General features: G+C 42.5%; 24 protein-coding genes and 1 riboswitch. Of the genes, 13 read left to right on the forward strand and 11 right to left on the reverse strand.

Translation table 11 applies throughout. The features are described from left to right. Window positions 1-2 precede the first annotated feature (2 nt). Together WC743_RS08605 and WC743_RS08610 are read left to right on the forward strand one after the other, a co-directional pair. Complete coding sequence (locus tag WC743_RS08605) at window positions 3-200, forward strand: hypothetical protein (RefSeq protein WP_373011510.1); 198 nt, start codon at window positions 3-5, stop codon at window positions 198-200. Between the two features lie 16 nt (window positions 201-216). After that, entirely contained in the window at window positions 217-999 is a 783-nt protein-coding gene (locus WC743_RS08610; RefSeq protein ID WP_373011511.1) for a DUF3667 domain-containing protein, read from the forward strand. A gap of 55 nt (window positions 1,000-1,054) precedes the next feature. Here WC743_RS08610 and WC743_RS08615 read toward each other — a convergent pair whose 3' ends face one another. Next, the gene (locus WC743_RS08615) at window positions 1,055-1,831 is read right to left on the reverse strand and encodes an SDR family NAD(P)-dependent oxidoreductase (protein ID WP_373011512.1); all 777 of its coding nucleotides are present in this window, start codon (window positions 1,829-1,831) and stop codon (window positions 1,055-1,057) included. A 182-nt stretch (window positions 1,832-2,013) separates the two neighbouring features. Between WC743_RS08615 and WC743_RS08620 the strand changes: the two genes are divergently transcribed. Genes WC743_RS08620 through recO form a run of 3 tightly spaced genes read left to right on the forward strand, consistent with a single transcriptional unit; the run spans window position 2,014 to window position 4,693 of the window. After that, window positions 2,014-3,555 (forward strand): CotH kinase family protein, encoded by a 1,542-nt coding sequence (locus WC743_RS08620; protein WP_373011513.1) that lies wholly within the window; start codon window positions 2,014-2,016, stop codon window positions 3,553-3,555. Between the two features lie 57 nt (window positions 3,556-3,612). Continuing rightward, entirely contained in the window at window positions 3,613-3,978 is a 366-nt protein-coding gene (locus WC743_RS08625) for a diacylglycerol kinase family protein (protein ID WP_373011514.1), read from the forward strand. Then, complete coding sequence (recO, locus tag WC743_RS08630) at window positions 3,968-4,693, forward strand: DNA repair protein RecO (protein WP_373011515.1); 726 nt, start codon at window positions 3,968-3,970, stop codon at window positions 4,691-4,693. Before WC743_RS08625 ends, recO begins: the two co-directional genes overlap by 11 nt. 2 nt (window positions 4,694-4,695) lie before the next feature. Here recO and WC743_RS08635 read toward each other — a convergent pair whose 3' ends face one another. The 8 genes from WC743_RS08635 to WC743_RS08670 all read right to left on the reverse strand — a co-directional run bounded on the left by WC743_RS08635 (window position 4,696) and on the right by WC743_RS08670 (window position 14,383). Next, entirely contained in the window at window positions 4,696-5,790 is a 1,095-nt protein-coding gene (locus WC743_RS08635; RefSeq protein ID WP_373011516.1) for an AI-2E family transporter, read from the reverse strand. A 165-nt stretch (window positions 5,791-5,955) separates the two neighbouring features. Further along, a complete protein-coding gene (locus WC743_RS08640; protein WP_373011517.1) occupies window positions 5,956-6,198 on the reverse strand; it encodes a hypothetical protein in 243 nt (80 codons plus the stop codon). 231 nt (window positions 6,199-6,429) lie between these two features. Continuing rightward, complete coding sequence (locus WC743_RS08645; protein WP_373011518.1) at window positions 6,430-7,356, reverse strand: glycosyltransferase; 927 nt, start codon at window positions 7,354-7,356, stop codon at window positions 6,430-6,432. A gap of 54 nt (window positions 7,357-7,410) precedes the next feature. Further along, window positions 7,411-8,184, reverse strand: coding sequence for a class I SAM-dependent methyltransferase (locus tag WC743_RS08650; protein ID WP_373011519.1), 774 nt, complete (start codon window positions 8,182-8,184; stop codon window positions 7,411-7,413). Window position 8,185: 1 nt separating this feature from the next. Beyond that, entirely contained in the window at window positions 8,186-8,839 is a 654-nt protein-coding gene (locus WC743_RS08655; protein WP_373011521.1) for an FkbM family methyltransferase, read from the reverse strand. Next, window positions 8,836-10,152, reverse strand: coding sequence for a flippase (locus WC743_RS08660; protein ID WP_373011522.1), 1,317 nt, complete (start codon window positions 10,150-10,152; stop codon window positions 8,836-8,838). Before WC743_RS08660 ends, WC743_RS08655 begins: the two co-directional genes overlap by 4 nt. Window positions 10,153-10,692: 540 nt before the next feature. Next, window positions 10,693-12,504: a translational GTPase TypA gene (gene typA, locus WC743_RS08665; protein ID WP_373011523.1), complete on the reverse strand. Its 1,812-nt coding sequence runs from the start codon at window positions 12,502-12,504 to the stop codon at window positions 10,693-10,695. Between the two features lie 1,066 nt (window positions 12,505-13,570). After that, on the reverse strand, window positions 13,571-14,383 hold the full coding sequence (locus tag WC743_RS08670) for an alpha/beta hydrolase (protein WP_373011524.1): 813 nt from the start codon (window positions 14,381-14,383) through the stop codon (window positions 13,571-13,573). A gap of 234 nt (window positions 14,384-14,617) precedes the next feature. Here WC743_RS08670 and WC743_RS08675 point away from each other — a divergent pair, with 234 nt between their 5' ends. The 8 genes from WC743_RS08675 to WC743_RS08710 all read left to right on the forward strand — a co-directional run bounded on the left by WC743_RS08675 (window position 14,618) and on the right by WC743_RS08710 (window position 24,256). After that, window positions 14,618-15,325 (forward strand): esterase family protein, encoded by a 708-nt coding sequence (locus WC743_RS08675; RefSeq protein ID WP_373011525.1) that lies wholly within the window; start codon window positions 14,618-14,620, stop codon window positions 15,323-15,325. A 103-nt stretch (window positions 15,326-15,428) separates the two neighbouring features. Next, window positions 15,429-16,508, forward strand: coding sequence for a RimK family alpha-L-glutamate ligase (locus tag WC743_RS08680; RefSeq protein WP_373011526.1), 1,080 nt, complete (start codon window positions 15,429-15,431; stop codon window positions 16,506-16,508). A 141-nt stretch (window positions 16,509-16,649) separates the two neighbouring features. Then, the gene (locus WC743_RS08685) at window positions 16,650-17,111 is read left to right on the forward strand and encodes a DUF4262 domain-containing protein (protein ID WP_373011527.1); all 462 of its coding nucleotides are present in this window, start codon (window positions 16,650-16,652) and stop codon (window positions 17,109-17,111) included. A gap of 6 nt (window positions 17,112-17,117) precedes the next feature. Beyond that, entirely contained in the window at window positions 17,118-18,215 is a 1,098-nt protein-coding gene (locus tag WC743_RS08690) for a carboxylate-amine ligase (protein ID WP_373011528.1), read from the forward strand. A gap of 96 nt (window positions 18,216-18,311) precedes the next feature. Then, entirely contained in the window at window positions 18,312-19,175 is an 864-nt protein-coding gene (locus WC743_RS08695) for a type 1 glutamine amidotransferase (RefSeq protein WP_373011529.1), read from the forward strand. A gap of 234 nt (window positions 19,176-19,409) precedes the next feature. After that, window positions 19,410-20,603 (forward strand): hypothetical protein, encoded by a 1,194-nt coding sequence (locus WC743_RS08700; protein WP_373011530.1) that lies wholly within the window; start codon window positions 19,410-19,412, stop codon window positions 20,601-20,603. A gap of 70 nt (window positions 20,604-20,673) precedes the next feature. After that, window positions 20,674-20,835 carry a FeoB-associated Cys-rich membrane protein gene (locus WC743_RS08705; RefSeq protein ID WP_373011531.1) on the forward strand — a complete coding sequence of 54 codons (162 nt, stop codon included), beginning with the start codon at window positions 20,674-20,676 and terminating at the stop codon, window positions 20,833-20,835. Window positions 20,836-20,881: 46 nt separating this feature from the next. Next, the gene (locus tag WC743_RS08710) at window positions 20,882-24,256 is read left to right on the forward strand and encodes a glycosyltransferase (protein WP_373011532.1); all 3,375 of its coding nucleotides are present in this window, start codon (window positions 20,882-20,884) and stop codon (window positions 24,254-24,256) included. Window positions 24,257-24,523: 267 nt separating this feature from the next. Here the strand turns inward: WC743_RS08710 and WC743_RS08715 are convergent, their stop codons facing one another. Then, window positions 24,524-25,000, reverse strand: coding sequence for a universal stress protein (locus WC743_RS08715; RefSeq protein WP_373011533.1), 477 nt, complete (start codon window positions 24,998-25,000; stop codon window positions 24,524-24,526). A gap of 60 nt (window positions 25,001-25,060) precedes the next feature. Then, on the reverse strand, window positions 25,061-26,395 hold the full coding sequence (locus WC743_RS08720) for a voltage-gated chloride channel family protein (RefSeq protein ID WP_373011534.1): 1,335 nt from the start codon (window positions 26,393-26,395) through the stop codon (window positions 25,061-25,063). A gap of 28 nt (window positions 26,396-26,423) precedes the next feature. Continuing rightward, a riboswitch (Fluoride riboswitch) is annotated at window positions 26,424-26,488 on the reverse strand. Window positions 26,489-26,554: the final 66 nt, after the last annotated feature.

The following is a 26,554-nucleotide window of genomic DNA, read 5'->3' on the forward strand; positions in this document are numbered from 1 at the left end:
TTATGAAAAGTCAGGTAAAGCGCACCGTATATATGATAGTAATAGCTGTGATGCTTTTTTCAGCTTCAATGGCAATACCGTTAATCTATCATTCTAAGGCCAGGGAATACTTTCAAGGTGCTGCGTTTGGGTTTATGCTGGCGGGCATCATAAGTATTGTAATATTATTACTTGACATGATTAAAAAGAACAAAGCTTAGTATTATCCCCTAAATAATGCATCACAAAGCCCCCGAGATACGTACCCATTGCGCCAATTGCGGCTCGATGCTCGCCGGTAAACACTGCCACGAATGTGGGCAAAAAGCAGGCGTACACCGTTTAACACTACACGAGCTTTCTCATGAGGTGTGGCATGTTTTTACCCATACTGATAAAGGCATCCTGCGGTTAATAAAAGATCTCTTCACCCACCCGGTAAGTGTTTACGAAGGATACTTTGGCGGGCAGCGCAAAAGGTATTTTAGCCCCGTGCTTTTCTTTCTGGTTACGGCCGGGATACTGGCCTACTTATACCCACACGTTTTTGATTATGAGGACGAAGTAACCAACAGGCATAACGAATTTGGACGTGAGATGTATCATCTGGTTAAATATCGTGCGTTAATTTTACTTCCTATTGAAGCGCTACTGCTATGGCTGGTTTTTCATAAAAGATTTAACCTGGCAGAGGTGATGGTGTTTATGCTTTTTTGCCTTGGCTTTACCTACACCATTCGCATAATTGTAATGCCCTTTTACTTTTTGTTCATATCAAACAAAACATTAATAGACAACATATTACTGATCGTTACCTATCTGATCATATTGCTGCATGGCAGTCTGGTATTGGCACGAAAGCAACCCGCTTACATCTTAGCAGTATTAATATTGGTTAATGTATTTTATATGATGGACGGCTTTTTACAGCTCTATCTTCTTTTTGGAGACAAAATGCTTGACAACCAGAACGTACATGGCCTGGGTAATGCCATAAAAGTAATGTATACATTCTATTAGCATGACCAGCAAAACCCGCTTCCAACTCGCCATAACAGGATTGATCCGCGCTTAATTACATAATTGACCTATTAGCCCCGCCATCAACCTGGATAGTCGTCCCGCTGATGTAGGATGCCTGCTCTGATGCCAAAAAAGTAACCAGCGCGGCCAGTTCTTCGGGTTTACCAATACGGCCAAGCGGGATGCTTTTAGCTTTGTCTTTAACGGCCTCGTCAGGGTCAACGCCTTTAGGCAGGGTATGCTTGATCCGATCCGTCAAAATCAAGCCCGGTGCTACATTATTTACGGTGATATTGTAAGGGCCGTATTCATCGGCCATTAGTTTGGCCATGCCTACTACACCCATCCGCATAGCGGTAGATAATACCGAGCTACCCAACACCGCCTTAACCGATCCGCTGATGATATTAATGATACGTCCACTACCTGTTTTTTGCATATAAGGAAGCACTTGCTTGCTGGTACGTGCAAAGCTCAGCAGGTTCAACTCAAAAGCTTTTTGCCATTGCTCATCATCAAAGTTCTCAAACTTGTCAAACGGCGGGCCACCGGCATTGTTCAGTAATATGTCTATCCGCCCAAAAGTTTCTGCCGCCTGTTTAATAAAATTGCTTAGCTGGCCAGCATCTGATACGTCAACCGGGATAGCCACTACTTCATTACCTGTAGCCCGTTTTATTTCATCGGCGGTTTTATTCAGCTCATCCGCATCGCGCGAGCCAATAATAACCTTTGCGCCTTCTTGTGATAAACCCAGGGCAATTGCCTTGCCTAATCCTTTACTGGCTGCCAATACAATGGCCACCTTGTTGTTTAGTTTCAGATCCATATTAGTATTACAACGGTTGAGTGATATGCTTGTTCAAATTATTGCATCAAGGTATATAAAGTAAATTCATATTTCTGTAAAATATAAGATGCATCCATACCCACAACACTAACAAACTCTTACACAGTCTTGTATTGCGGGATCGATAGTTTTCAATATATTTATACAACCAATTATAATACATGAGAAAAACAATTACCTGCATTTGCCTGCTGTTACTGGTATTTGGCTGTAAAAAAGACCCGGTTAATATAACAGTCACTACGCTGCCAGCAGCCAAGGCCGAGGTTGAGTTTAAACTCGAAACTAAAAACAACACCGGCAAAATAACAGAAGATGTAACCTGCATCCGCAATATTGATAACGTTAGCTTTTATGGTTCCCTATCGCCCCTGGTTGAAAGCAGGAACTTTATAATGACCTTTAAAACACTTGATGCCGCAGCTGTTGTTAAGGTAAATGATGTGGTGCAAACCAGCGGTGTTACCGCTAATGATTTTTCTAAGCCGGTTACTTATAGCGTAAGTTCGGGCGGGAGTGTTAAAACCTACACTATTCGTATTTTCAATTTTACCGGCATCCCTGTTTTTAATATTTCAAGCGCCGGGCCAATCGTTTCAAAAGACAACTACGTTACCGGTAACCTTACCATAAATGCTAATGGCTTTGCCGAACAAACCGTAAAAAGTATAGATCTGCAAATAAAAGGCCGTGGAAACTCTACATGGGCATTGTTTGATAAAAAGCCTTACCGCTTAAAATTTAACACCAAAACACCGGTACTTGGCTTGCCTGCCGCTAAAAACTGGGTGTTACTGGCCAATTACTCTGATAAAACTTTAATGCGTAATTACCTGGCATTTGGCGTTGCACAGTCCTTAAAATCTGACTATGCACCTCATGGTATTTTTGTGGAGGTTTATTTGAACGGATACTATCGGGGTAACTACCTGCTTACAGAACAGGTGGAAGTTGATGCCAACCGGGTAAATATTAAGGAGCTAAAACCTGCTAATATAAGCCCGGCAGAAATAACCGGCGGATATTTACTGGAGTTGGAAAACCGCGTGGGCGAAACCATTTCTTTCCGCACAAAAAAGGATATCCCTTTCGTTATTAAATCTCCGGAAGATTATGTTCCCGAACAATTGAACTATATACAAGGCTACATGCAGCAAACAGAAGATGCCATTTTTGCAGCCAACTTTACCGACCCTAATAATGGCTATGCTAAATACATCAACACAGATTCGTTCATTAACTGGTTCCTGGTTAATGAATTGTTTAAGAACGAGGATGCAAAAAAATTCAGCAGTATGTTTTATTTTAAAGACCGCGATGGTAAAATGGGAATGGGCCCCGCATGGGATTTTGACCTGGCTGCCGGTAACGTAAATTATAGCGAATCTGTAAAACCCGAAGGCTGGTGGGTTAAAGATGGCGTGTGGATAAGCCGCCTATATGAAGACCCCGCATTTAAAGCCAAAGTAAAGGCCCGCTGGGATGTGCTTAAAGCAACAGGCATACCGGCTATGTATGCAAGCATTAACGCTACAAAAAATTATCTGGCGTTATCACAAAGCCGGAACTTTACCACCTGGAACATACTGGATACCTATGTATGGCCAAACCCTGCCATTTATCATACCTACGGGGGCGAGGTAGATCAGCTGAATACCTGGCTTACCCAACGTGTAGCATGGCTGGATTCTAATATAAAATAATTACATGCATGCATTCCAACTAAAAAATGCTGCAATATTGCCTAAATTTACGACTCCATGAATAAATTATTCCGCAGCTTTGGTTTTGCCTTTAAAGGATTAGGATATGCTTTTGCCACCCAGCAAAACTTTAGGATACATGTATTTGCCGCTATAATTGCCTGCGGGCTGGGATATTTTCTGCACATCAGCGCAGATGAATGGCAGTGGGTAATGCTGTGTATTATGTTGATGATGGTAGCAGAACTGCTCAATACAGCTGTAGAGGCCCTGGTAGACCTGGTATCGCCGGGATATAACAGACTGGCCGGGCACGTAAAAGACATTGGTGCCGCGGCAGTACTTATAATCGCGTTTTTTTCGCTGGCTACGGGCGCCATTATTTTTATACCGAAAATTTTACTGCTGATAAATGCTGCATAAAACACGGGGCATAGTATTTAAAACTACCGATTACAGCGAGAGCAGCGTTGTTGTACAGATCTTTACCGAGAAGTTTGGGTTACAATCATACATCATTAACGGCGCCAGAAAACCGAAGGCAAAAATTGGCCGTAACATGCTGCAGCCGCTTAGCTTGGTTGATATGGTGGTTTACCACAAAACAACGGGCAACATACAGCGCATCGCCGAACTAAAGAACTCGCCCCTGCTGCAAACCATCCCTTATGATGTTATAAAAAGCTGCCTGGCCATGTTCCTGAACGAGGTGCTTTATAAAGCCATAAAACAGCAAACCGCTGATGAAAACAGCTTCGATTTTATTTTTAATGCCATTGAACTGCTGGATAACGCCACACACGGACTGGCAAATTTTCATTTGATTTTTCTAATTCAGCTAACGCGATACCTGGGCTTTTATCCGCACGGCACACAGGTAGAGAACGCCAATTATTTTGATATGAAGAACGGGGTATTTAGTCCGTATAAACCGGACAGTGCATCCTACCTGTCGCCGCCGCATACCAGCAATTTTTATAACCTGCTAAAAAGTGGTTTCGGGCATATTGATCAAATTAAGCTGAGTAATGACGAGCGCCGTTACCTGATAAATAAACTATTGGAGTATTATGCCATGCATATAGAAGGTTTTGGAAATATCCGCTCGCATGAGGTGTTAGAGGAGGTTTTGGGGTAGCGCTACTTACTCTTCTTAAACATCCTTGTAATAAAGTTCCCTTCCTCACCTTTTTTCTCTTTAGGCGGGCCTATCAGGAAGCCGTAATCTTTAAGCAAGTCGCAGTTATCGCAAATTATTTTGAAGATACCCAGCAGCGGCACGGCCAGTATCATGCCGGGAATGCCCCATACGGCTTCGCCTACTACAATAATAAGTATGGTAAACAGCGGATTAATGTTGAGCCTGTCGCCTACTACAAGGGGCTCTAAAACATAGGTTTGAATGAGCTGTACCAATCCGTAAGTAATAATAACGCCAATTACTACTTTGGTATCGCTGCTTTGTGCCAGGGCCATTAAAACAGTTATAGATGTGCCGGTAATATTTCCCGCGAACGGCACCAGTTCCAGTATACCGCAAAGCACAGCAAAAAACAGCGCGTTATTTACACCGGCAATGCTAAAACCTATGCCATACATCACCCAAAGCATGATGATCATAAGGCCCAGTCCGCCCAAATATTGCTGGGTAACCGTGCCTGCATTTTGCAGTACTTCGGCGGTTGTATCGCGATTCTCCGGCTTAAACATCCGCAGAATAAATTTTTTGAAATGCCCTCTAAAAAAGATGAAAAGGAAAGTATAAACCAATACCAGAATGGTATCAATTATAATACCTGCCAGTGAGCCAAGCAGGGCTGTAAATATACCGGCCACTTTACCCATTCCGCCGGATTGCTGTTCTTTAATTATTTTTTGCTGTTCCTGATTCGAGATCCCGAAATGCTGCCTTACATAGCTTTTAAGCCCGGTAATAATGTCGTTTATGCGTTCTTCTATCTTGGAAAGATCATTTATAATGTCGCTTAGCTGGTACTGCAGCAGGGTAATTAGCGACCCTATTATCAGCAACAAAAACACAACACTTAGTGCTGATGCCAGGCCATTGTTCATGCCCTTGCTTTGCAGCCAGTGGCAAATGGGTAACAGCAGCATAGCCAGTACAGCACCAAACGTAAGCGGAATTAATACGGTACGGCCAAAAAACAGTATACCGAAAACCAGTATAAATAAAGTAAGGATACGAAGGGTTTGGTTAAGGTAGGCTGTACTCATTCAAATTCGATTGATATTTAACCACAGATAACACAAAAAGAAAAATTACAAAGTACACTAAGCTTTAATAGCCAACAGGCCTAATATAAAAATATTTTACCTGATAACTTTGCACAATCTTAGTGTGCTTTGTATTAACCCTTGCAATCTCTGTGGCAAAGCCTGTTAGCCTAAAATGCGTTTTTTAATATAATCTATGGCCGAGTCGGCCAGGTCATTGCCACCGGTTTGAATAACGCTGCCATCTGCTTGTATGGTAAGCTCGGCTTCAATATTATCGTCAATGTGTACGATTAATTTATTTTGCTCCTTTTGTACACGGCAGGGAACTTCCCGGCCCGAGTAGTGCAGTTGAAATTCATATTTCCCGTCTTTATCAGCGGGCGAGGTGTCTTTTTCTTCTATCATGGTTTAGTTTTTTTACTATAACACTAAAAAACGCACCAATGTTTCAGAAACAAAAAAAGAGAAAACCAGGCGGCTCTCTCTTTTAAGTTTTTACTGACCTCATTATATCATAAAGAACGATGGTGGATAGGACGATAATAATAATTATCTCAAATATAATATCTATGGATTTAGCAGACTAATATTTTAGAGATATATTTATTAACAAATAGCTAATATTTATTATAAATGTTAATAAATATTATTCTTAAGTAAGTGCTTTATTCCAAATTGTTTAAAAAATCGCAAGCCGCGTTGCAAAAGGTTACCCTTCCTATTTTTAAGAAAATGTTTTATGGCGCGATAAGCCTGTTCATTTTCCTGCACAATGGCGGGGAATTGTTTAACCGCTTTTTGTGCTATCTGTACCTGGTACATGTTCTCAATATTGGAGTGTACACCGGAGCCGTCATGCCCAATGTTATGGATAAGTGAATGCCGCGGATTAAGCGTTTGCCCGTTCTTTAAAAAAATGGATGCATACCACCTGATAGCCCATGAGTTGTTTTTGCCGGCCTTAAAGCCCTGCATCTGTTTCCAAAAGTTCATGGTGCCGTCTATCGAAAACTGTTTTACCTTTTCGTCATCAAACTGCGCCATGAGCTTATCAATATCGGGCTCAAAGTTTTTCCAGGCGCGTGCCCAGGTAGCCCATCCCCAGCTAAAAGCCGCGCGGAAAAAGAAAGTCTCCGGCAGGTTCTTGTCCTTAAGATCAAACATATAAGCGCCAATGTGCATTACGTCTTCATTATCGGCGTAACGGATTAAGGCATCATTAAAAAACCGGAGAGTGTGTGATGATGACAGCAGGTCATCCTCAAATACAATAACTTTGCCGTACTCATTAACCAGTTGGGTAACCCCGCTAATAATGGAGTTAGCAAGCCCCATATTCTGCTTCCTGGCAATCACCTTTACAGATTTAAAGCCGGTAACATCTGCCGCTATCTGTCTAACCTCTTCAACACTGGCTTTATCAGCATCAGTTTTGGCCCCGTCAGAGAAAATGAACAGGCGCGAATCTTCTGCCAGTAAATTTTTTTGCAAATAGCTTAATGTACGGCGGGTATGATCGGGCCGGTTATATACAAAAAGTGCAATTGGCGCAAGGTTTTGCAAGGCTTTAGTTATTGATTTAGTGAGTTATTGAAGAACTAAAAACTAACTATAAATTTAAAAAATATCAGCTTGTTTATCGGTTTTATTGCACAATACGGTGTAAGCATTGGCCAGTTTTTCGTGCCATTTAGTGCCGCCCAGTTTAGTTACCAGGTTCTTGGCAAAATACTCAGCAGTAATTTTCATACTGGTCACCAATCCTTTTGGTTTCTTTTGGTTAATGTAAGTATTAAACAAAGTTACCTCGGGCTCAATCATTGAAGTAAGACCTTTTACAACCTCAAAGCCTTCTGTCTGCAATAAATATCTTAATGATGTTGGCGTATAAACATTAATGTGCCCATAAGCCAGGAAATGCTTTATACGCTTATCAACTCCGGGTTTGTAGTCAATGGGTACCTCTATCACAAAAGAGCGGCTCACGCGCTTAATTTCGCGCAGCAGCAGGCGCTCATGCTCTACATGTTCCAACACGTGCGACAGAATGAGCAGGTCGAAACTATTATCCTCAAACGGCAAATGATAACCATCAAACTCCTGCACTGATGCCAGGCCCTTTATCTGGCGCGATTTAATGTGCTTTACTCCGCTATCAGATATCTCCACAGCATGGTACTCGGGCGCAAAACCCCAGTCGGACAGGTACTTTAATATACTGCCATCGCCGGCACCAACCTCAAGCACTTTAGCAAAGGTTTGGCCCTTGCATACATCAACAATGTGCTGCGCTTTATACTTGGCACCCAGCATACGCCAGGCTTCGTCATGCTTTTGGTAAAACTCGTCGTACGCGGTTTTTACATTGCCGCTTAATTTATCTTCTGCCATATTATATTCCCAGGCAATTTTCAGGTTTATAAAATACCGATGTTGATTTAAGGTAGAACAAGCCCGGTGAGATACCGCTGAAAGGCAGATGCTTAAAGCCCTTACCTATCAAAAAATCAACCCCTTCAGTATACACTTCACGTTCAGAATCGTCAAGTACAATAACGCCATCCGGGGATAATGCCTCAACGGCTTGCTTACAGCAGTTTACCCTGTCGCGGCCATCAACTATAATAATATCAAACTTTTCTTCCAGCTTAATTGGCATCTGGCAATAATCGCCGCCGCGTACTAATTCGGTATAAATTAGTTCTGAATTTTCCGGTTTATCTTCAGATTTCTCTATTTTATCGTACCATTCCTTATCGTGCTCTACAGAAACCACCACCCCGGCATACCTGGCGTAGAAAAAGGTGGAGTTACCTGATCCAAATTCAAACACGGTATGCTGTTTGCCCAACCTGTCTTTTATAAAATCAATAAATGAATAAGTTACCCAGGGTATTGGGTTGCCATCACGGTCAACCGGCGATTTACTGTCGAAAGCCTTGAACCAGCCAATATCATTAAGATAGCCTTTACTGTTAAATGACAGCAGTGAACGCAAATGCGCAGGATTAGTTAATACTTTTAATAGTGATGAAAATGTACTCAACGCTTTATGATTTTTTGAAACAGTGAAATTAAAAATAATGATTTAAACATCATCAATCCCTGCTGCCTAACTTTAGGGATAAATAAAACAAAAAAGGCCGAACTTGCATAAGCTATCAGGGTAGCAATAGCCGCACCCATCATTCCCATCTTAGGGATAAGGATCAGGTTGAGCAATATATTTACTATAGCCCCAAAGCCTGTACGCAGGAAAGTAAGCTTTACGTAGCCCTCGGCAATTAAATACTGACTGTTGGCCGCACCTAAAAACACAAAAACACCGGACCATATATGTACCGACAATGTAGGCGCGGCATAAGAATATTCGGGATTATAAAACTTATAGATTAGGGGCGATGCAAATGTAATGACTAAAGCAACCGGAAGGCTCAGGTAAACCATCAGGTCGTATAGGTTTTGAATGCGTTTTTTGTAACGGTTCAGATCATCCCGGCGGGCATTTAATATTGCCGGGAATAAAGAGGTAACAATTACCGATGGCACAAAATTCCAGGCTTCGCTTAACGAGGCTACCGTAGCATAGGCACCAGATTCTTTAGTGCCCGATAGGTTTTGGATCATCAACTGATCTATCTTCATATAAAGGGCAACCATAATACCCGATATAATAAGCGGCCACGAAAGCAATAACAGTTTTTTTGCCAGCTTACCGTTAAATGTCCAGTTAAAAATATTGCGGCCTTTACGCTGGTAAGTGAAAAAGTACCCGATAGAAATAAGTAAAAAATCAAACGCGTAAGCATACACAAAAGATACAATTGGCGCTTCGGCAATAATCAGCGCTATTTTTATTGCCGCTGATACCAGGTTGCCGGCAACCTGCACCTGCATAATGTATTTAGACTGCACTTCCGACTGGAAATACGAATCGATAACGTTTAACGATTGTACGATGCCTATGGTAGAAAAAATGAGCACAAAATAATAAGGCGTACCCTCTGCCGGATAAATTTGATAGGCCAGCCATATGAGCGGGATGCAAGAAAGGCCCGCAAATACTTTCATCCAAAAGGATGTACCTAATATCTGGTCGCGGTTTTTGGGGAACTGGTGCAGTTCTTTAACAATAAACTGATCAAGCCCCAGCGTGGCAATGGCCGAAAAAAAGTAGATGTAAGTGGTACCGCCTATATAAACTCCATTACTCTCACGGCCCAGGTAGTTGGCTATTTTAATACTTACAATTAACTTAATAAGTAAGCTGCCTATGCGCCCAACAAAAAGCCATCCCGTATTTTTAAAATACTTCTCTAATGCCTGCTGATCAAAACCGGGAATGCTTGGAATACGCATATTGCACAAAGATATTGTTTTAGTTGATTGAGAGAAGAGAGGAATGTCGGGTCAACTGTGCGCTATTTTATTATAAAGAGGTTCTCTCTCCAGTGGTGGGTAGATATTAGATATGTAAGCCCGACGAAAGGAACGATGAGCTCAATAACCGGCATCAGGAACGTTTGGGTGGTACAGGCTCTGAACAAACACTGACTTTCACAAAACGTAACGTAGCCGGCACTTTTCTTTGGTTCGTTTCTTTTGGTGTCAAAAGAAATGAACATCCACTGACGGTTCATAAAACAGAACCATTACTAACGGAGCACTAACAAAACAAGCACATTTCATAGATACTTCACTATCGTTCAGCATGACAAGTTGGGTTAACCAGGCCTGTGGGGAGATTACTTCGTACCTCACAATGACGCGTGGAAATAAAGCTCGTTTCCTAAGAGTTATTTAAAACAAAAGGGCCGTCATTACTGACAGCCCTTTTATACTTTGAGTCAAGAAACAAAACGAGGTCTTGTCTCTTGATCCTTATATCTTACCTCTCACTTATTGAGAAGTAAATTTCTTAGCGTTAATCCTTCTTTCGTTCTCGTTAAGGAATATTTTACGTAAACGGATGCTTTGCGGGGTTACCTCAATGTATTCGTCGGCTTGTATGTATTCCATTGACTCTTCTAAAGAGAATTTAATAGCAGGTGCAATACGCACGTTGGTATCGCTACCAGATGCACGCATGTTGGTTAACTGCTTGCCTTTAGTTAAGTTAATAACCAAATCGTTATCGCGGATGTGCTCGCCTAATACCTGTCCTTCGTAAACATCAACTCCCGGATCAATGTGGAAACGACCACGATCCTGTAATTTATCAATCGCGAAAGCAGTAGTTTTACCAGTATCCATAGATACCAATACACCATTTAAACGACCAGGGATCTGGCCTTTCCAAGGCTCATATGCTTTAAAGCGGTGGGCCATAATAGCCTCGCCACCAGTTGCGGTTAATACGTTGTTACGTAAACCAATAATACCACGTGCAGGGATATCAAATTCAAGGTGTTGTAAATCGCCTTTAGGCTCCATTACCAACAGGTCGCCTTTGCGTTGTGTTACCAACTCAATAACTTTACCTGCAACCTCGCCCGGTACATCAACTATTAAGGTTTCAACCGGCTCACATTTAACACCATCAATTTCTTTAACAATAACCTGTGGCTGGCCTACCTGTAACTCGTATCCTTCGCGACGCATGGTCTCGATCAATACTGATAAATGGAGGATACCACGGCCGTATACTAAGTATGAATCCGGAGATTCAGTTTCAACAACCTTAAGCGCAAGGTTTTTCTCCATCTCTTTGTACAAACGGTCACGTAAGTGGCGTGATGTTACAAATTTACCTTCTTTACCAAAAAATGGTGAAGTGTTGATGGTGAACAACATGTTCATGGTAGGCTCATCAATATGGATAACTTCCAATTGCTCCGGTTTTTCGAAATCGGCAATGGTATCACCAATATCAAAACCTTCAATACCTACAACAGCACAAATATCGCCAGCACTTACTGAAGTTGCTTTAACTTTACCTAAGCCTTCAAAAGTGTATAATTCTTTAATTCTTGATTTTTGAATAGTACCGTCACGTTTTACTAACGATACCGGCATGTTTTCTTTGATAGTACCACGCGCAACACGGCCAATTGCAATACGACCTACGAAAGATGAATAATCTAACGAAGTGATCTGCATTTGCAAAGTACCTTCATTAACAGGTGCCGGTGGGATGTTTGCCAAAATAGCATCCATCAACGGGAAAATATCCTCAGTAGGTTGTTTCCAGTCTGTGCTCATCCAGCCTTGTTTTGATGAACCGTAGATAACCGGGAAATCCAGCTGATCTTCAGTAGCTTCAAGGTTGAAGAACAATTCAAAAATTTGTTCGTAAACTTCTTCAGGGCGGCAATTTTCTTTATCAACCTTGTTTACAACCACAATAGGTTTTAAGCCTAAAGCCAAAGCCTTTTGGGTTACAAAGCGGGTTTGAGGCATAGCGCCTTCAAATGCATCGCATAATAATAAAACGCCATCAGCCATTTTCAATACACGCTCAACCTCGCCACCAAAATCGGCGTGACCAGGGGTATCAATAATGTTGATCTTAACATCTTTGTACATTACCGAAACGTTTTTTGATACAATGGTAATACCACGCTCACGCTCCAGGTCATTGTTATCAAGTATCAGTTCACCAGTTTCCTGTCCGTCACGGAAAATGGCGCAACTGTGTAAAATTTTGTCAACCAATGTGGTTTTACCGTGGTCAACGTGTGCGATGATCGCTATATTTCTTATTTTTTGCATAAAATGCGGCCTCTAAATTTGGCGCAAAGATACGGTTTATATATGGTATTAAAAAGTGCGGGCTGCTTTTTACAATTGTTTGATTATTACTTAATTGTTGGGTAACATGGTGGGTGGGTGGAACGTAGGTTGAGATTGCGGGAAGTTTAGTGCGGAGTGTTGATGCCGGAAGCGGGGATTGGCATGGTGAGATGATGGTTGGGCTGATAGCTACAATCTCCTTATTAGTATAATTTGACACGGTTGGAAGAGGAATCTTTATTCGATGAAACAGGTGTCGAACTTTGCAACCATTCACCACTCACCATTTCACTACTCACCAATTATGGCGTTGCCTGCGGCCGGGCTTTCCACTTATACGCCTGCAGGCCTTAGGCGCGAGGCCGGTATCCGTTGCAATCCCTAACGCGGTCGTCTAAACCGCTGATTGGAATGATTAGGGGATTCCGTTGATTTCTGAATCTTGGTTTGAGGGCTTATATATTGACAAGATTCTTTTAAAGCGCGGGACCACCTGTCAGAGCGGGCGGGCCGGGTGTATGGCAGGAATGACGGTTTAGCTTTTGCGTTGTGATGCGAGCACAGCGAGTCATCCAGCAAAAGCGTTAAGAACCGGCAAGGCGGGCAGAAGCGTCGCTCTGACTTGATTTATTCACCAATTACTTTTCGCTTTTTTGTGGCGTTCATGAGGTCGCTACGCTTAGTTTTTGTTACTTTTTCATCAAGGAAAAAGTAATAGGCATCCGCGGCTATGAGCGGGCTAACGTTCATTAAAACACAACACCAACCTATCGGGAGATTGCTTCGTACCTCGCAATGACGCGTGGGGAGGCTTAGTGGTTATCTGCATGCGACGAGATTGCCCCGCTATCGCTCGCAATGACATGGTTTGTTACTTTTCTATCGGAGATTGCTTCGTACCTCGCAATGACGCGTGGGGTAGAGAGTGCGCTACTTACATGCGACGAGATCGCCACGTTGCTACACTCTCCTCAAAATGACATGTTTTTTTTATATAGCCATGCAATCAAAATCCCTTAATCTCAAAAATCCGCTCAATCCCGGTTCATTTACCAAACGCCCAACTTAAAAACTTAGGCATTACCTTGCCCCACGTTTCGGTATCATGCGTTCCGCCTAAAACTTCCAGGTATTGGATGTCCGCGGGGCGCTCGTAGCCTTTGGCAAGCAGTTCTTTTATAACGTCAATAGTATCGTCAATAGAATCAATAATGCCGTTCTTGTTGCGGTCGGCAGTTTCGTCTTTGGTGCCGGTTTGCAGCCAGAATTTCAAATCGGGTTTACCTTCGGTATTCTTAATAACGCTGTGCATAATGCGGTCGTCATTGGTATAACCTTTAGTAAGGTCTTTACCTCTCCACCAAAAAGAGGCCGAGAACGCACCCACTTTATCAAACAACTCGGGGTTGTTCCATGCAATATCCATAGCTGTTAGTCCACCCAGCGAAAATCCGGCGAAAGCGGTGCTTGCAAAATCTTCTATCCCCGTATGCTCTTTAATAAACGGCAATAGCTCTGTTATTATAAATTGGGTATAAAGATGGGCTTTGGCGCCGCGCTTTTTAAAATCGGGCTTACCGGCAACACCATATTCCTGTATGCGGTCTTCACCGGCATGTATGGCAACAACCAATATGGGTTTTAAGCAATTTCTTTCGTATAAATCCTCAAGGGTTTCTATCAGTTTCAGGTTTTGTAGTTCCTGTCCGTCGTTTAGCAGTAGTAAGTTTAAGGGCTCTGCTACAGTGCCTTCTTCGGGCATTAGCAAAGTGCAGGTAACTTCACGTTCAAGTATTTTTGATGCTATGGTAAGTTCCTGTTCAGCAATCTTCATTTCAGTATCTGTACTGTAGTACATGGCAATATAAAATTAATAAAGGGTAAAAAAAGCCTCACCTAAATCCTCTCCAATGGAGAGGATTTAAAAACCTCTTTTAGAACCCTCTCCGTTGGAGAGGGCAGGGTGAGGCCCTATTAATAAAGGGGGCAAAAATACCGTTATAGTTTTAATAAATACCTAAAACATAATTATTTGGCACGCTGTTGACATTTACGTGCAATCCTGCTATCTTACAATCTTAAACACAACGTTTTGACTGAACAATATCACCGCTGGCACTCACCAAACATAAATCTTGATCTTGAAATGCTGGTTTTTGGCGACAGGGGGTTCCCGGTGATACTTTTCCCTACCACTAAAGGCCGCTTTCATCAGAATAAAGATTTTGGACTGATTGATAGCGTAAAATGGTTTGTTGACGAAGGACTGGTAAAGATATACTGCCCCGATACTATTGATGACCGCAGCTGGTATGACAAAGGCATCCACCCTGCCGACCGTGCCCGCAACTACGCCTGGTATGATAAAATGCTGGTTGAAGAACTTGCCCCCTGGGCTATGCACGAAACCGGTGTTAGCAAAGTAGCGGTTGCCGGTTGCAGCTTTGGCGGTTACCATGCGGCAAACTTCGCGTTTAAACACCCGGAAATGGTGGCCCATCTGTTTACTATGGGCGGCGCGTTTGATATTAAAATGTTTACGGATGGTTATTATGACGATAACGTTTTTTACAACAACCCGGTAGATTTTTTGCCCGGCAGCAATAAGCCCGAACTATGGCAGATGAATATTATCCTGGGAACATCAGAACATGACATGTGTAAGGACTATAATATCCGGATGGCAAACATTCTGAGCGAAAAACACATTAACCATTGGCTGGACATCCGCCCGTTCGCCAGTCACGACTGGCCTATCTGGAAGAAAATGTTCCCCCATTATCTGAGCACGATAAAATAATTAGTGATTTATTGAATTAATGAATTAGCGATTTTAGAAACACAATATAAACGCACCACCGGCGCAAACTGCAAACCGGGCAACTGCAAACTAAACATATACCATGAAAAAAATAGGCATCTTATTCGGGCAGGAAAACTCGTTTCCGCAAGCATTTGTTGACCGTATAAATGAAAAGGCTGAAAAAAATATTTGCGCCGAATTTGTACGTATTGATAAGATAATGCAGGGCGAGCCGCTGGGCTACTCCGTAATTGTTGACCGGATCTCGCAGGATGTACCCTTTTACCGGGCATCCTTAAAAAACGCGGCTATTACCGGTACCGCTGTTATTAATAACCCCTTTTGGTGGAGCGCCGACGAGAAATTTTTCAATAACGCTTTAGCGGTAAAACTGGGCGTTCCGGTACCAAAAACAGCGTTGCTGCCATCAAAAGATCACCCGAACGGCACAACCGACAGATCTTTCCGCAACCTGGCCTTCCCGCTAAATTGGGATGCGATATTTGATTACGTAGGCTTCCCCGCATACATGAAACCGTTTGACGGTGGCGGTTGGCGCGATGTTTACAGGATCAGCGACAGAGAAGACCTTTGGGACAAGTTCGCTCAAACTAATCAGTTGGTAATGCTGCTGCAGGAAGAGATCATCTTTGACGATTATTTCCGTTGCTATTGTATTGGCGGTAAGCATGTACGCATTATGCAGTATGAACCAAGAAATCCGCACCATCTGCGTTACGAGCATGGCAAAGCACCGGCATCTAAAAAAATGCTGGATACCATTACCAAATACGTATTGCAGCTGAACCAATATTTAGGTTATGATTTTAACACCGTGGAATTTGCTGTGCGCGATGGGATCCCTTACGCTATAGATTTTTGCAACCCCGCCCCTGATGCTGAAGTAACCAGCGTTGGCCAGGACAATTTTGAATGGGTGGTTGAAACCGCTGCCACTTATGCCATTGAACGCGCTAAAGCCCAAAAAGACAATCGGGATAATTTAACCTGGGGCCAGTATGTAAGAACAGGTGTAGCAGGGTCGCCATTAACTGCTGCAAAAGCCCAAAAGAAAGCAAAGGTTTCGGTAAGTCCGATGGACCATACTATAGAAGAAGAAGTTAAACTAAGGCCTAAAAAAGCAAAAACTACTGAATCAAAAAAGGCAGCCAAGAAGTAGATTACAGTATATTGATGGGTCAATACCTGCGTTAGGGATTGCAGCGGATACCGGCCTTGTGGCTAAGGCTTGTGCAGTATGAGCGGAAAGCCCGGCCGAAGGCAACGCCAAAATGAATTTTAATTTAATACGAGGGCACAAATGAACAAGGCCGAACGGGAAAAAAAATTAGAGGATGATATAAAACAATACGGTTTACAAGTACTGCATGTGTTAGAAGACGAAACCGGCCCTGGCTTTACTTATTCCATTGGATTATTTAAAAGCTACGGCCATCCCGAAATAATTATGATAGGCCTTAAACAAGATTTAGCACATACGTTGATAAACAATATGGCTTATGAAATTAAAGAAGGAAAAGTATATAGTCCACTTAATTTTGAAGCAAGTATTTTAGATGATTTTGATTGTTATATTATCGAAGTAGATAAATCAAACTACGACAATTACGTTTGTCAGGCACAAAATTATTACCAGGGCGATTTTCCTTTAATACAATGCATTTATCCAACAGTTAAAGGAATTTATCCATGGGAAGAAGAATGGCCTGAAGAAATAAAAGATTTACAACCAATTTTAGGTTCAATTAAACAAAACCCCTAACCAATTATGAACGAGTTCACCTTAGGTGTTGAAGAAGAATTTATGGTGATTGACCCTGTTACCAGGGAACTGAAATCGCACGAGCAAAAAATTGTTGATAGCGCTCAAAAGATCCACGAGGACCAGGTAAAGGCCGAAATGCACCAGGCAGTTGTGGAGGTGGGCACCCACATTTGCCGCAATACCGAGGAAGCCCGTAAAGAGGTTGGCAAGCTGCGCACAACGGTAGCACATCTGGCCGGAGATATTGGGCTGCGCATTGGCGCGGCGGGTACACACCCGTTCTCTCACTGGCAACACCAGCTAATAACAGACCACCCGAGGTATTTCGAGATAGTAGATGAATTGCAGGAGGCCGCCCGTTCAAACCTTATTTTTGGTTTACATGTGCATGTGGGTATCCAATCGCGGGATATGGCTATCCATATTGCCAACCAGGCAAGGTATTTTTTGCCGCATGTGTATGCGTTATCAACAAATTCGCCGTTTTGGGAAGGGCGTAACACGGGTTATAAATCTTTCCGCACCAAGGTGTTTGACAAGTTCCCGCGTACGGGCATCCCTGATTATTTTGCCAGCATTGAAGATTATGACAACTACGTTAAACTACTGGTAAAAACCAACTGTATTGACAACGCCAAAAAGATCTGGTGGGATTTGCGTGTGCACCCTTTCTTTGAGACCATCGAGTTCCGCGTATGCGATTGCCCTATGCTGATAGATGAGACCATGACCTTTGTAGCCTTGTTTCAGTGTATTTGTGCCAAGCTATATAAGCTGCGTTTGCAAAACATGAAATTCATTACTTATAACCGGGCACTCATCAACGAAAATAAATGGCGCGCCGCCCGTTATGGTATTGATGGTAAAATGATAGATTTTGGTAAGGAACTTGAGGTAAATACCCGGGCACTGATCCTGGAGCTGCTTGATTTTATTGACGATGTTGTAGATGATCTTGGCTGCCGCGATGACTTGCAATATGTGCATAAAATACTGGAAAATGGTACCGGCGCCGACAGGCAGTTGGCCGTTTACAACCAAAACAATAACTTTGAAGACGTGGTAGATTACATTACATCACAAACATTGAAGGGGATATAGGGGCCTCACCCTGCCCTCTCCAAAGGAGAGGGTTCAAAAAAGGAGGTCCTCTCCTTTGGAGAGGATTTAGGTGAGGCTAAACAATAATTATTAGAAATGAATACAGATAAAACGGAAATAAGGGTTGCCATACTGGACTTGTATGATGGCATTGCGAATGAGGGAATGCGTGGTTTCCGTGATATATTGGAGCGCTATAAGGTTAAGCACGGCCTTAATTTAAAATACGAAATTTTTGATGTACGCCGCAAAGCGCAGGTACCGGGTTTAAACTTTGATGCCTACATATCAAGCGGCGGCCCGGGCAGTCCGCTGGATAGCGAGGGAACTGAATGGGAGAAAAAATACTTTCAGCTGATTGATAAACTGGAAGCGCATAACCAAAGCGATGATCCGCAGAAAAAACATGTACTTTTTGTTTGTCATTCTTTTCAGCTCATGTGCCGCAGGTATGGCCTGGGCGATATTAATCTGAGGCGCTCAGCATCATTTGGGATACTACCCGTTCATATGACCGAAGCAGGCACGCGGGAGCCAGCTTTTGAAGGATTAGCAGAGCCATTTTACACAGTAGACTCGCGCAGCTGGCAGGTTATCAATCCAAATATGGATCGTTTTAAAGAACTGGGTATGGAAATACTGGCATTAGAAAAAGAACGACCGTATGTTGATCTGCCGCGCGCTTTAATGGCCATTCGCTTTAATGAATATTTTATAGCCACCCAGTTTCATCCCGAAGCAGATGCTATTGGCATGAAGCTGCTGCTACAACGGGGAGATAAAAAAGACGAAGTAATAAACGAACACGGTGAGGGCAAATACAGAGAAATGATAGAGCGACTGGAAGAACCGAATAAGATAGCGCATACACAAAACACTATTATCCCTAATTTTTTGGATGAAGCAATATTGAAGTACTCTGTTATGCTGAGCGATAGCGAAGGAACTATCGGCAGGTAGATCCTTCGTTCCTCCGGATTGGCAGTATATAAATCACGCAATTGAGCGGGAAAAAGAAATAAAAGGTTGGGAAAGAGCAAAAAAGTTAAATTTAATAGAACAAGAAAACCCAAATTGGACTTTCTTAAATAGTGAGATAATGGAATGGCCGCCTGAAAAAATCGAGGTGGTGCATTAAGTGGTGAACAGATCCGCCATTATTGCTCAGGATGACAATTTTAAGGAATTTAACCCATGAACCCATCAGCCAGAAAAACCTACAACGAAAATTTCACAGAAGAAAAGTATGCTGATTTTTTGGTGGACCTGAACGCAGGTCTTAAAAACCCTATTGAATTCCGTATTGCGGAAACACCGGTGTTTTTAACGGACGATTTTAGGGATAAACTGGTACGAGCGGGTAACGAAATAATTGCCACACTCCTGAAACCAAATTTTAAAGAACTGAGCAAACGGGCCATTCCCGGTAAATGGCAGGTGGCTAATGAGAATGGTCACCCCCACTTTATAGCGCTTGATTTTGGTGTTTGTAAAGACGGTGAAGGCAACATTGTACCAAAGCTGATAGAGATGCAGGGCTTCCCATCATTATATGGTTTTCAGGTGCACCTGGCCGAAAATTACAGGCATACTTTTAATATCCACGGTAACCAAACCATTTATTTTAATGATTTAAACAAAAGCGGCTATTTAGACCTGTTTAAAAAAACCGTCCTCGGCCCTTACCAGCCGCATGAGGTGGTGATAATGGATGTTGATGCCCCTAATCAAAAAACCGCGGTAGATTTTCATATCACCGAAAGCTATTTAGGCACACCCGTAGTATCCCTTGCCGACCTGATACAAGAAGGCGATCAGCTCTTTTATATGCATGGGGGCGAAAAAAAACGCATCCGCCGCATATATAACCGCCTGATATTTGATGAAATAGAAAACGACCCGGAAATATTCAATAAAGTGGTGGATATCCGCCAGCCGCTTGATGTGGAATGGGTAACCCATCCCAACTGGTTTTACCGCATCAGTAAATACACTATACCCCTTTTGGAAGGCGATCATATCCCAAAAACACAATTCCTGCATGAGCTAAAGGAGGTACCTCAGGATTTGCAGAACCATGTTTTAAAACCTTTGTTTTCTTTTGCCGGGCAAGGCGTTATCATTGATATTATGGATGGTGACATTGAAAAAATTAAAGACCCGGAGAACTGGATCCTTCAGGAAAAAGTAACTTATGAACCTGTAGTAGAATCGCCTGATGGCGGGGTAAAAGTAGAGATCCGCTTACTATACCTGTGGCCGGATGATGATGCCAAACCAACCCTTGCAGTTAACCTGGCACGGCTAAGCCGCGGTAAAATGATAGGTGTTAGATATAATAAGGACTTTGACTGGGTTGGTGGCACAGTGGCCTTTATGCACAAATAAGCCACATGCCATTTTACACATACTATTTTAATTATATGTACGTATTAATAATAAAGTTTAATTTTGCAGCATGAACATACAAGCAATTATTATAATTTTAATATTTATTGCAGCGGTTTTTTACGTAGGCCGAATTATGTACAAAAGCATATTTGCTAAAAAAGGCTGCGGCAGTAATTGTAAATGCGGGGTTGATTTTTCGGGCATTGAAACCGGTAAGCAAAACCAATAATTATAATTATCGTCACCTTATCATTGAATAGTTAATCGCCCCCATCATGTCAAAACAGGTCTTTCAAGCTGATAACCCCGGCAGGTGGAACCGCTTTAAATGGCTTAGCCGAATAATACTGATCATATTTGTAGTAGGTGCCGTTGCGGCCGCTATTACTGTTACTTCAAGGGAATATCCTGTTTTACCCAATCTCGATCCTGTCCCAAAAAAGATCTCAAAAGAGGATTTGGATGCCTTAAAAAAGTCAAAAAAATATAAAGATTTTAAAATTGAAAAGGCTGAAATAGAGCAGCTTGCAAGGGCGCGCCATTTACATCAAAGTAAACACCCTAACAATGCCAACCGTATAAACGCCGCTTTTTACAAAGCCTGGGAAGCACAGGCATATAATTCACTGTTAGCCTACATGCCCCATTTAGATATGGTGGTAACCGAGGGCTTTGCCTTTTCGCCAAATGCCGATACCATTAAAGTATCAATTGATACCGGCCTTATCAACCTTAATAAAAAGTATAAAAAGCAGGTATTGGTAACCTTATCCAACTACGTTAACTATGATAATGTAAGGGGCGGATATGACTCAAAGGATGTTGAACGCATTTTTAAAAGTAAAAAGCTGCGTACAAATTTTATAAACAGCATTGCCGATAAACTTGAGCACTATAAATTCAATGGTATTAACGTTGATCTGGAAGATATTAAGAACCGTAACAGCAAAGATTACATTGCGTTCCAGAACGAGCTTTACGCCAACTTTCATGCCCGGGGCTTACTGGTAACCCAAAACGTTATACCAAGGGACGAAGACTATGACCTTAAACGTTTACAACACGTAAACGACTTTTTGTTTGTAATGGCCATTGATGAGCATACCGACTCAAGCAACTCGGGCGATGTGGCGAACCAACATTGGGTGGAAGAAATTTTAGATGAAGTATGCTCTGTTATCCCAAGCGAAAAAATTATTTTAACGTTTGCAGCCGGTGGTTTTGACTGGCCGGAGAATAGCTTAGGTGTACCAATTGGCTATGCACAAGCTATTAGTACCGCACAACAAAAGAAAAGCAAGATCGTTTACGACCCCATGTCTGCCAATTTGCATTACAATTATTTGGGTAATGATGGCTTTAACCATATTGTTTATTTTGCGGATGCTGCTACAAATTTTAACGTTATCCGCATGGCGGATGACTGGGCTACCGGCGGTGTATCGTTATGGCGTTTAGGTGCCGAAGACCCACGCTTGTGGACCTATTTTCAAAAAAACCTTTCAATAGACTCATTAAAAAAAACAGGTGTTGATGTTAAAAGGCTAACCACTGTTGGCTTAAATAACAAAATTGATTATGCCGGCGAAGGTGGTGAGGTATTAGACCTGATAACCGAACCAAAAATTGGAGAAATTGATGTGGCAATGGATACGGTAAACTATACCATTACCAATCAAAAATATATTAAGCTGCCAACTAAGTATGTTATCCGAAGGTACGGCTACAAGCCCGGCAAAGTGGTTTTAACTTTTGATGATGGCCCCGATCCTGATTTCACACCGCGAATACTGGATATCCTGAAAAAGGAAAAAGTACCGGCTTCGTTTTTTGTTGTAGGATCAATGGTGGAGAAAAACATACCTATCCTGCGCCGTATTTATGATGAGGGCTACGAAATTGGCAACCATACTTATTTGCACCCGGATATTTCAACTATTAGCCTGGAGCGCGTTAAGCTGGAGTTGAATGCTACCCGTAAACTGATAGAATCAGTCACCGGTCGCAGCACCATCTTATTCCGCCCGCCATTTAATGCCGATGCTGAACCGCAAACCTTGCAGGAGGTTATACCTGTGGCAGAAAGCCGCAAGCAAAGTTATATTACCATTGGCGAATCTATAGACCCCTGGGATTGGCAACCCGGCGTATCTGCCGATAGTATCCTCGCCCGGACCATCAGGCAGTATAAAAACGGATCAATGATATTGCTGCACGATGCCGGTGGCGATACCCGCGAGGAGACCGTAAAGGCCTTGCCGGGTATTATCAAATTCTTTAAAAGCAAGGGGTATCAGTTTACTACCATTGCCGATATTTTGGGCAAAAGCAAAGATGACCTGATGCCAATGCCAACCAGTGATGACAAAACCTTTTGGGGCAGGTTTTATGATGTAGTAGTTGTAGGTTTCTTTTTAGGGAACAAATTTGTTTTTTACCTTTTCTTATCGGCTATATTCCTGGCAATTGGCCGCATTGTTTTAATAGGTGTTTTAGCCATTAAACAATTTGGCGATAATAAAAGGATAAAGCTGGATAACCCTCCCCAAATGCCTTCGGTAAGCATTATTGTACCGGCCTATAATGAAGAGGTTACGGCCATTAAAACTATTGACAGTCTTTTAAAAACAGAATACCCCGATTTTGAGATCATTTTTGTTGATGACGGATCAAAGGACAGCACTTATGATGTTGTTTACAAGGCGTATCATAACCACCCGCTGGTTAGGGTATTAACCAAGCCAAACGGCGGTAAGGCATCAGCGCTTAACTTTGGTATATCACATGCTGATAATGATTTTGTGGTTTGTATTGATGCCGATACCCAGTTAAAGAACGATGCCGTTTTCCACCTGATGTCGTACTTTACTGATGACGAGATTGGCGCTGTTGCCGGTACGGTTAAGGTTTTGAACGAAACCAATATTATTACCCGCTGGCAATCTATAGAATATATTACCGCTCAAAACATGGACCGCCGTGCTTTTGACCTTATCAACAGCATTACAGTTGTACCGGGTGCTATTGGCGCATTCCGTAAATCGGCCATATTTAAGGCCGGTGGTTTTACCTATGATACCCTTGCCGAAGATTGCGACCTAACCATGCGCATACTAAAACAAGGCTACATCATACGTAATTGTGCTGAAGCCTTAGCTTATACCGAAGCGCCCGAAACATTGAACATGCTGCTTAAACAACGTTTCCGCTGGAGTTTTGGGGTGATACAAAGCTTTTGGAAAAACCGCGACGCGCTATTCAATAAAAAATATAAGTTCTTTGGGATGGTGGGCATGCCTAACATTCTTATTTTCCAGATCATACTGCCACTTTTCTCCCCACTGGCCGATTTAATGATGATCATTGGCCTTTTTGGAAACAAGCCCGAGAAGATCCTGTCATACTACGTGGCATTTGTAATGATAGATTTTTTGGTGGCTATTATTGCCTTTAAAATGGAGAAGGAAAATTATAAAAAGCTTATTTACATTATTCCGCAACGCTTTATATGGCGCCAGTTAATGTACTATATCCTCTTTAAATCTATCCGTAAAGCACTAAAAGGCGAGTTAAGCGGCTGGGGCGTATTAAAACGTACAGGTAACTCAACCATTAAGAAAGGTGATCTGGTTAGCGATGAACCGGTGTAGTGGTCACAGGTGTTTGGATGATTGGTATTGCTAACAAATTCCCCTCTTGAGAGGGGGGCGTTGATAGTGCGGCTGCAGGGGTGTGTTATTCGCATGCAAAGGACACACCCCTCCACCCCTCTCAAGAGGGGAATCGCACAACCCACCGCTTCTTTTTAATCTTCCGAACAGTTGTGATGTTGTGGTCTATTCACCCGGGTGAAAATACACGGCAATTGCTTCCGTTCGCGTATTGCGAAGGAATCTTGACACATAATAAACGGATTCTTACTTTGATATTTCCTTGAGCGGTACTACAAGTACCGGCACTTCAGAGTTTCTTACAACGGCCTCTGCAACGCTGCCCATTAAAAAGCGGTCTATACCCGTGCGGCTATGGGTACCTAACACTATAAGGTCTGCTTTAAATTCTTTACTGCAGTTTAAAATACCATCAGCTGTCGAACCAAACTCATTAAAATGGGTTACCTGCAGATCGCCGGCATACTTTTTTATAGTCCGCTCAATTATGGTTTCTCCCTGATGGCTTTGTATATCCATTATTTCTAACTGATCAACACCCAGGTCCTGCATCGGCATCCCCATTATGCTATCGGTACTGGTTACAGGCGTTACGCTGGGCTCAACTATATGAACCAGGCCAACATGGGCATTAAATTTTTTAGCAATATCAAAACCATATGAGGCTGCATATTCGGCAAACTTACTATCATCAATGCCTATAAGTATCTTGCTGATCTTCATGATATAAGGAGTTGGTTTAATATCTGTTATAACAAACCTAACCGAATATGTTTTTATAAACTATAGCTTATATTTAGAAAACATCCGTCGCATATATTTTTTATCAGATTCATTTACTGCAATTTTTGGCGAGGCTACCCGTTGCGCATTATAAATGCCGCCTTCGCCGCTAAAAAAATAGGCGGTAAAGCAGGCAACAGCAAAAAATAAAGCATACTGGCCACCAAACAACTCAATACCCATAATAGTGCAGGCCAGCGGCGTATTAGTAGCGCCTGCAAAAACCGCTATAAAACCTAAAGCAGCAAACAGGCTAACAGGCGCGTTTAAAAGTTCAGCCAGGGTGTTTCCTAAAGTCGACCCAATGTAAAACAGGGGCGTTACTTCGCCGCCTTTAAAGCCAGTGCCTAAAGTTATGGCTGTATATATCAATTTCCAGAACCAGCTTAGCACATCGGCACCGCCGTGTTGAAAGGCCGATACAATAGTTACCGCACCCGGATACTCTGCATCAACACCCAGGCTTAAATAATCGGGTTTGCCTAAAACATACGTGAGGCCTATGATAATGATACCACCGCAAAGCGGGATAAGCCAGGTAACCTTTATCAATTTCAATGAGAAATTTTTTACAAAATGTACAGCCTTGGCAAAGGCATAACTTACCAAACCAAATATGGCAGATGCTATGATGACCTTTGCAAGCAACCAAAAGCCAACCGGCAAATGGCGCCCATAAATAACCTGCCCCGTATTAACCAGATCAATATGGTATTGAGTATGCTGTATACCCCATACTGATACGGTAACATCGCCAACTAAACCGGCAATTAAGCAGGGAAGCAGGGCATTATATTGGATCCGGCCAATAGCAATCACTTCAAGCGCAAAGATGGTCCCGGTTAAGGGCGTACCAAAAACAGCACCGAAACCAGCCGCTACTCCCGCGGTTAATACCACTTTCTTATCTGCTTCATTAAGCTTAAACCAACCGCCAAACAGGTTAGCCAGGCTGCCGCCTATTTGTACAGCAGTACCCTCCCGGCCAGCCGAGCCGCCAAATAAATGCGTAATAACTGTGGTAACCAATATTAGCGGGGCCATCCGTTTAGGAACGCCTGCACCCGGCTCATGGATCTCATCTATAATTAAGTTATTGCCCAGCTCGGCAGATTGCCCGTACCATTTGTACAGTAAATGAATTACAATACCCGCCACCGGCAACAAATACAGCAGCCAGGTATGCTGAAACCTAAAATGGATTGCCCAGCTTAATAACCACAGAAAAAGGGCTACCATGCTGCCAATAGCGAAAGCTACGGGAATACTGATCAGCGTCCAGCGGATCAGATATTTCAGAAGGGATAATTGTTTGGAAAAGATATTTTTAAACATAACCTACATGCAAATAAATAAACAACTTATTTGGGTAGGCGTCATCAGCTTTGCAGCGGTTCAAATAGGCAGAACACCATTGCCTTTGTTTTACAACACAAATATAGATTTTTAGTTCAAAGTGTAAAGTACAAAGTTGCATGCCTGCTCCGGACTTTA

This window comes from Mucilaginibacter sp. (assembly GCF_041660805.1).
Lineage (GTDB): Bacteria > Bacteroidota > Bacteroidia > Sphingobacteriales > Sphingobacteriaceae > Mucilaginibacter.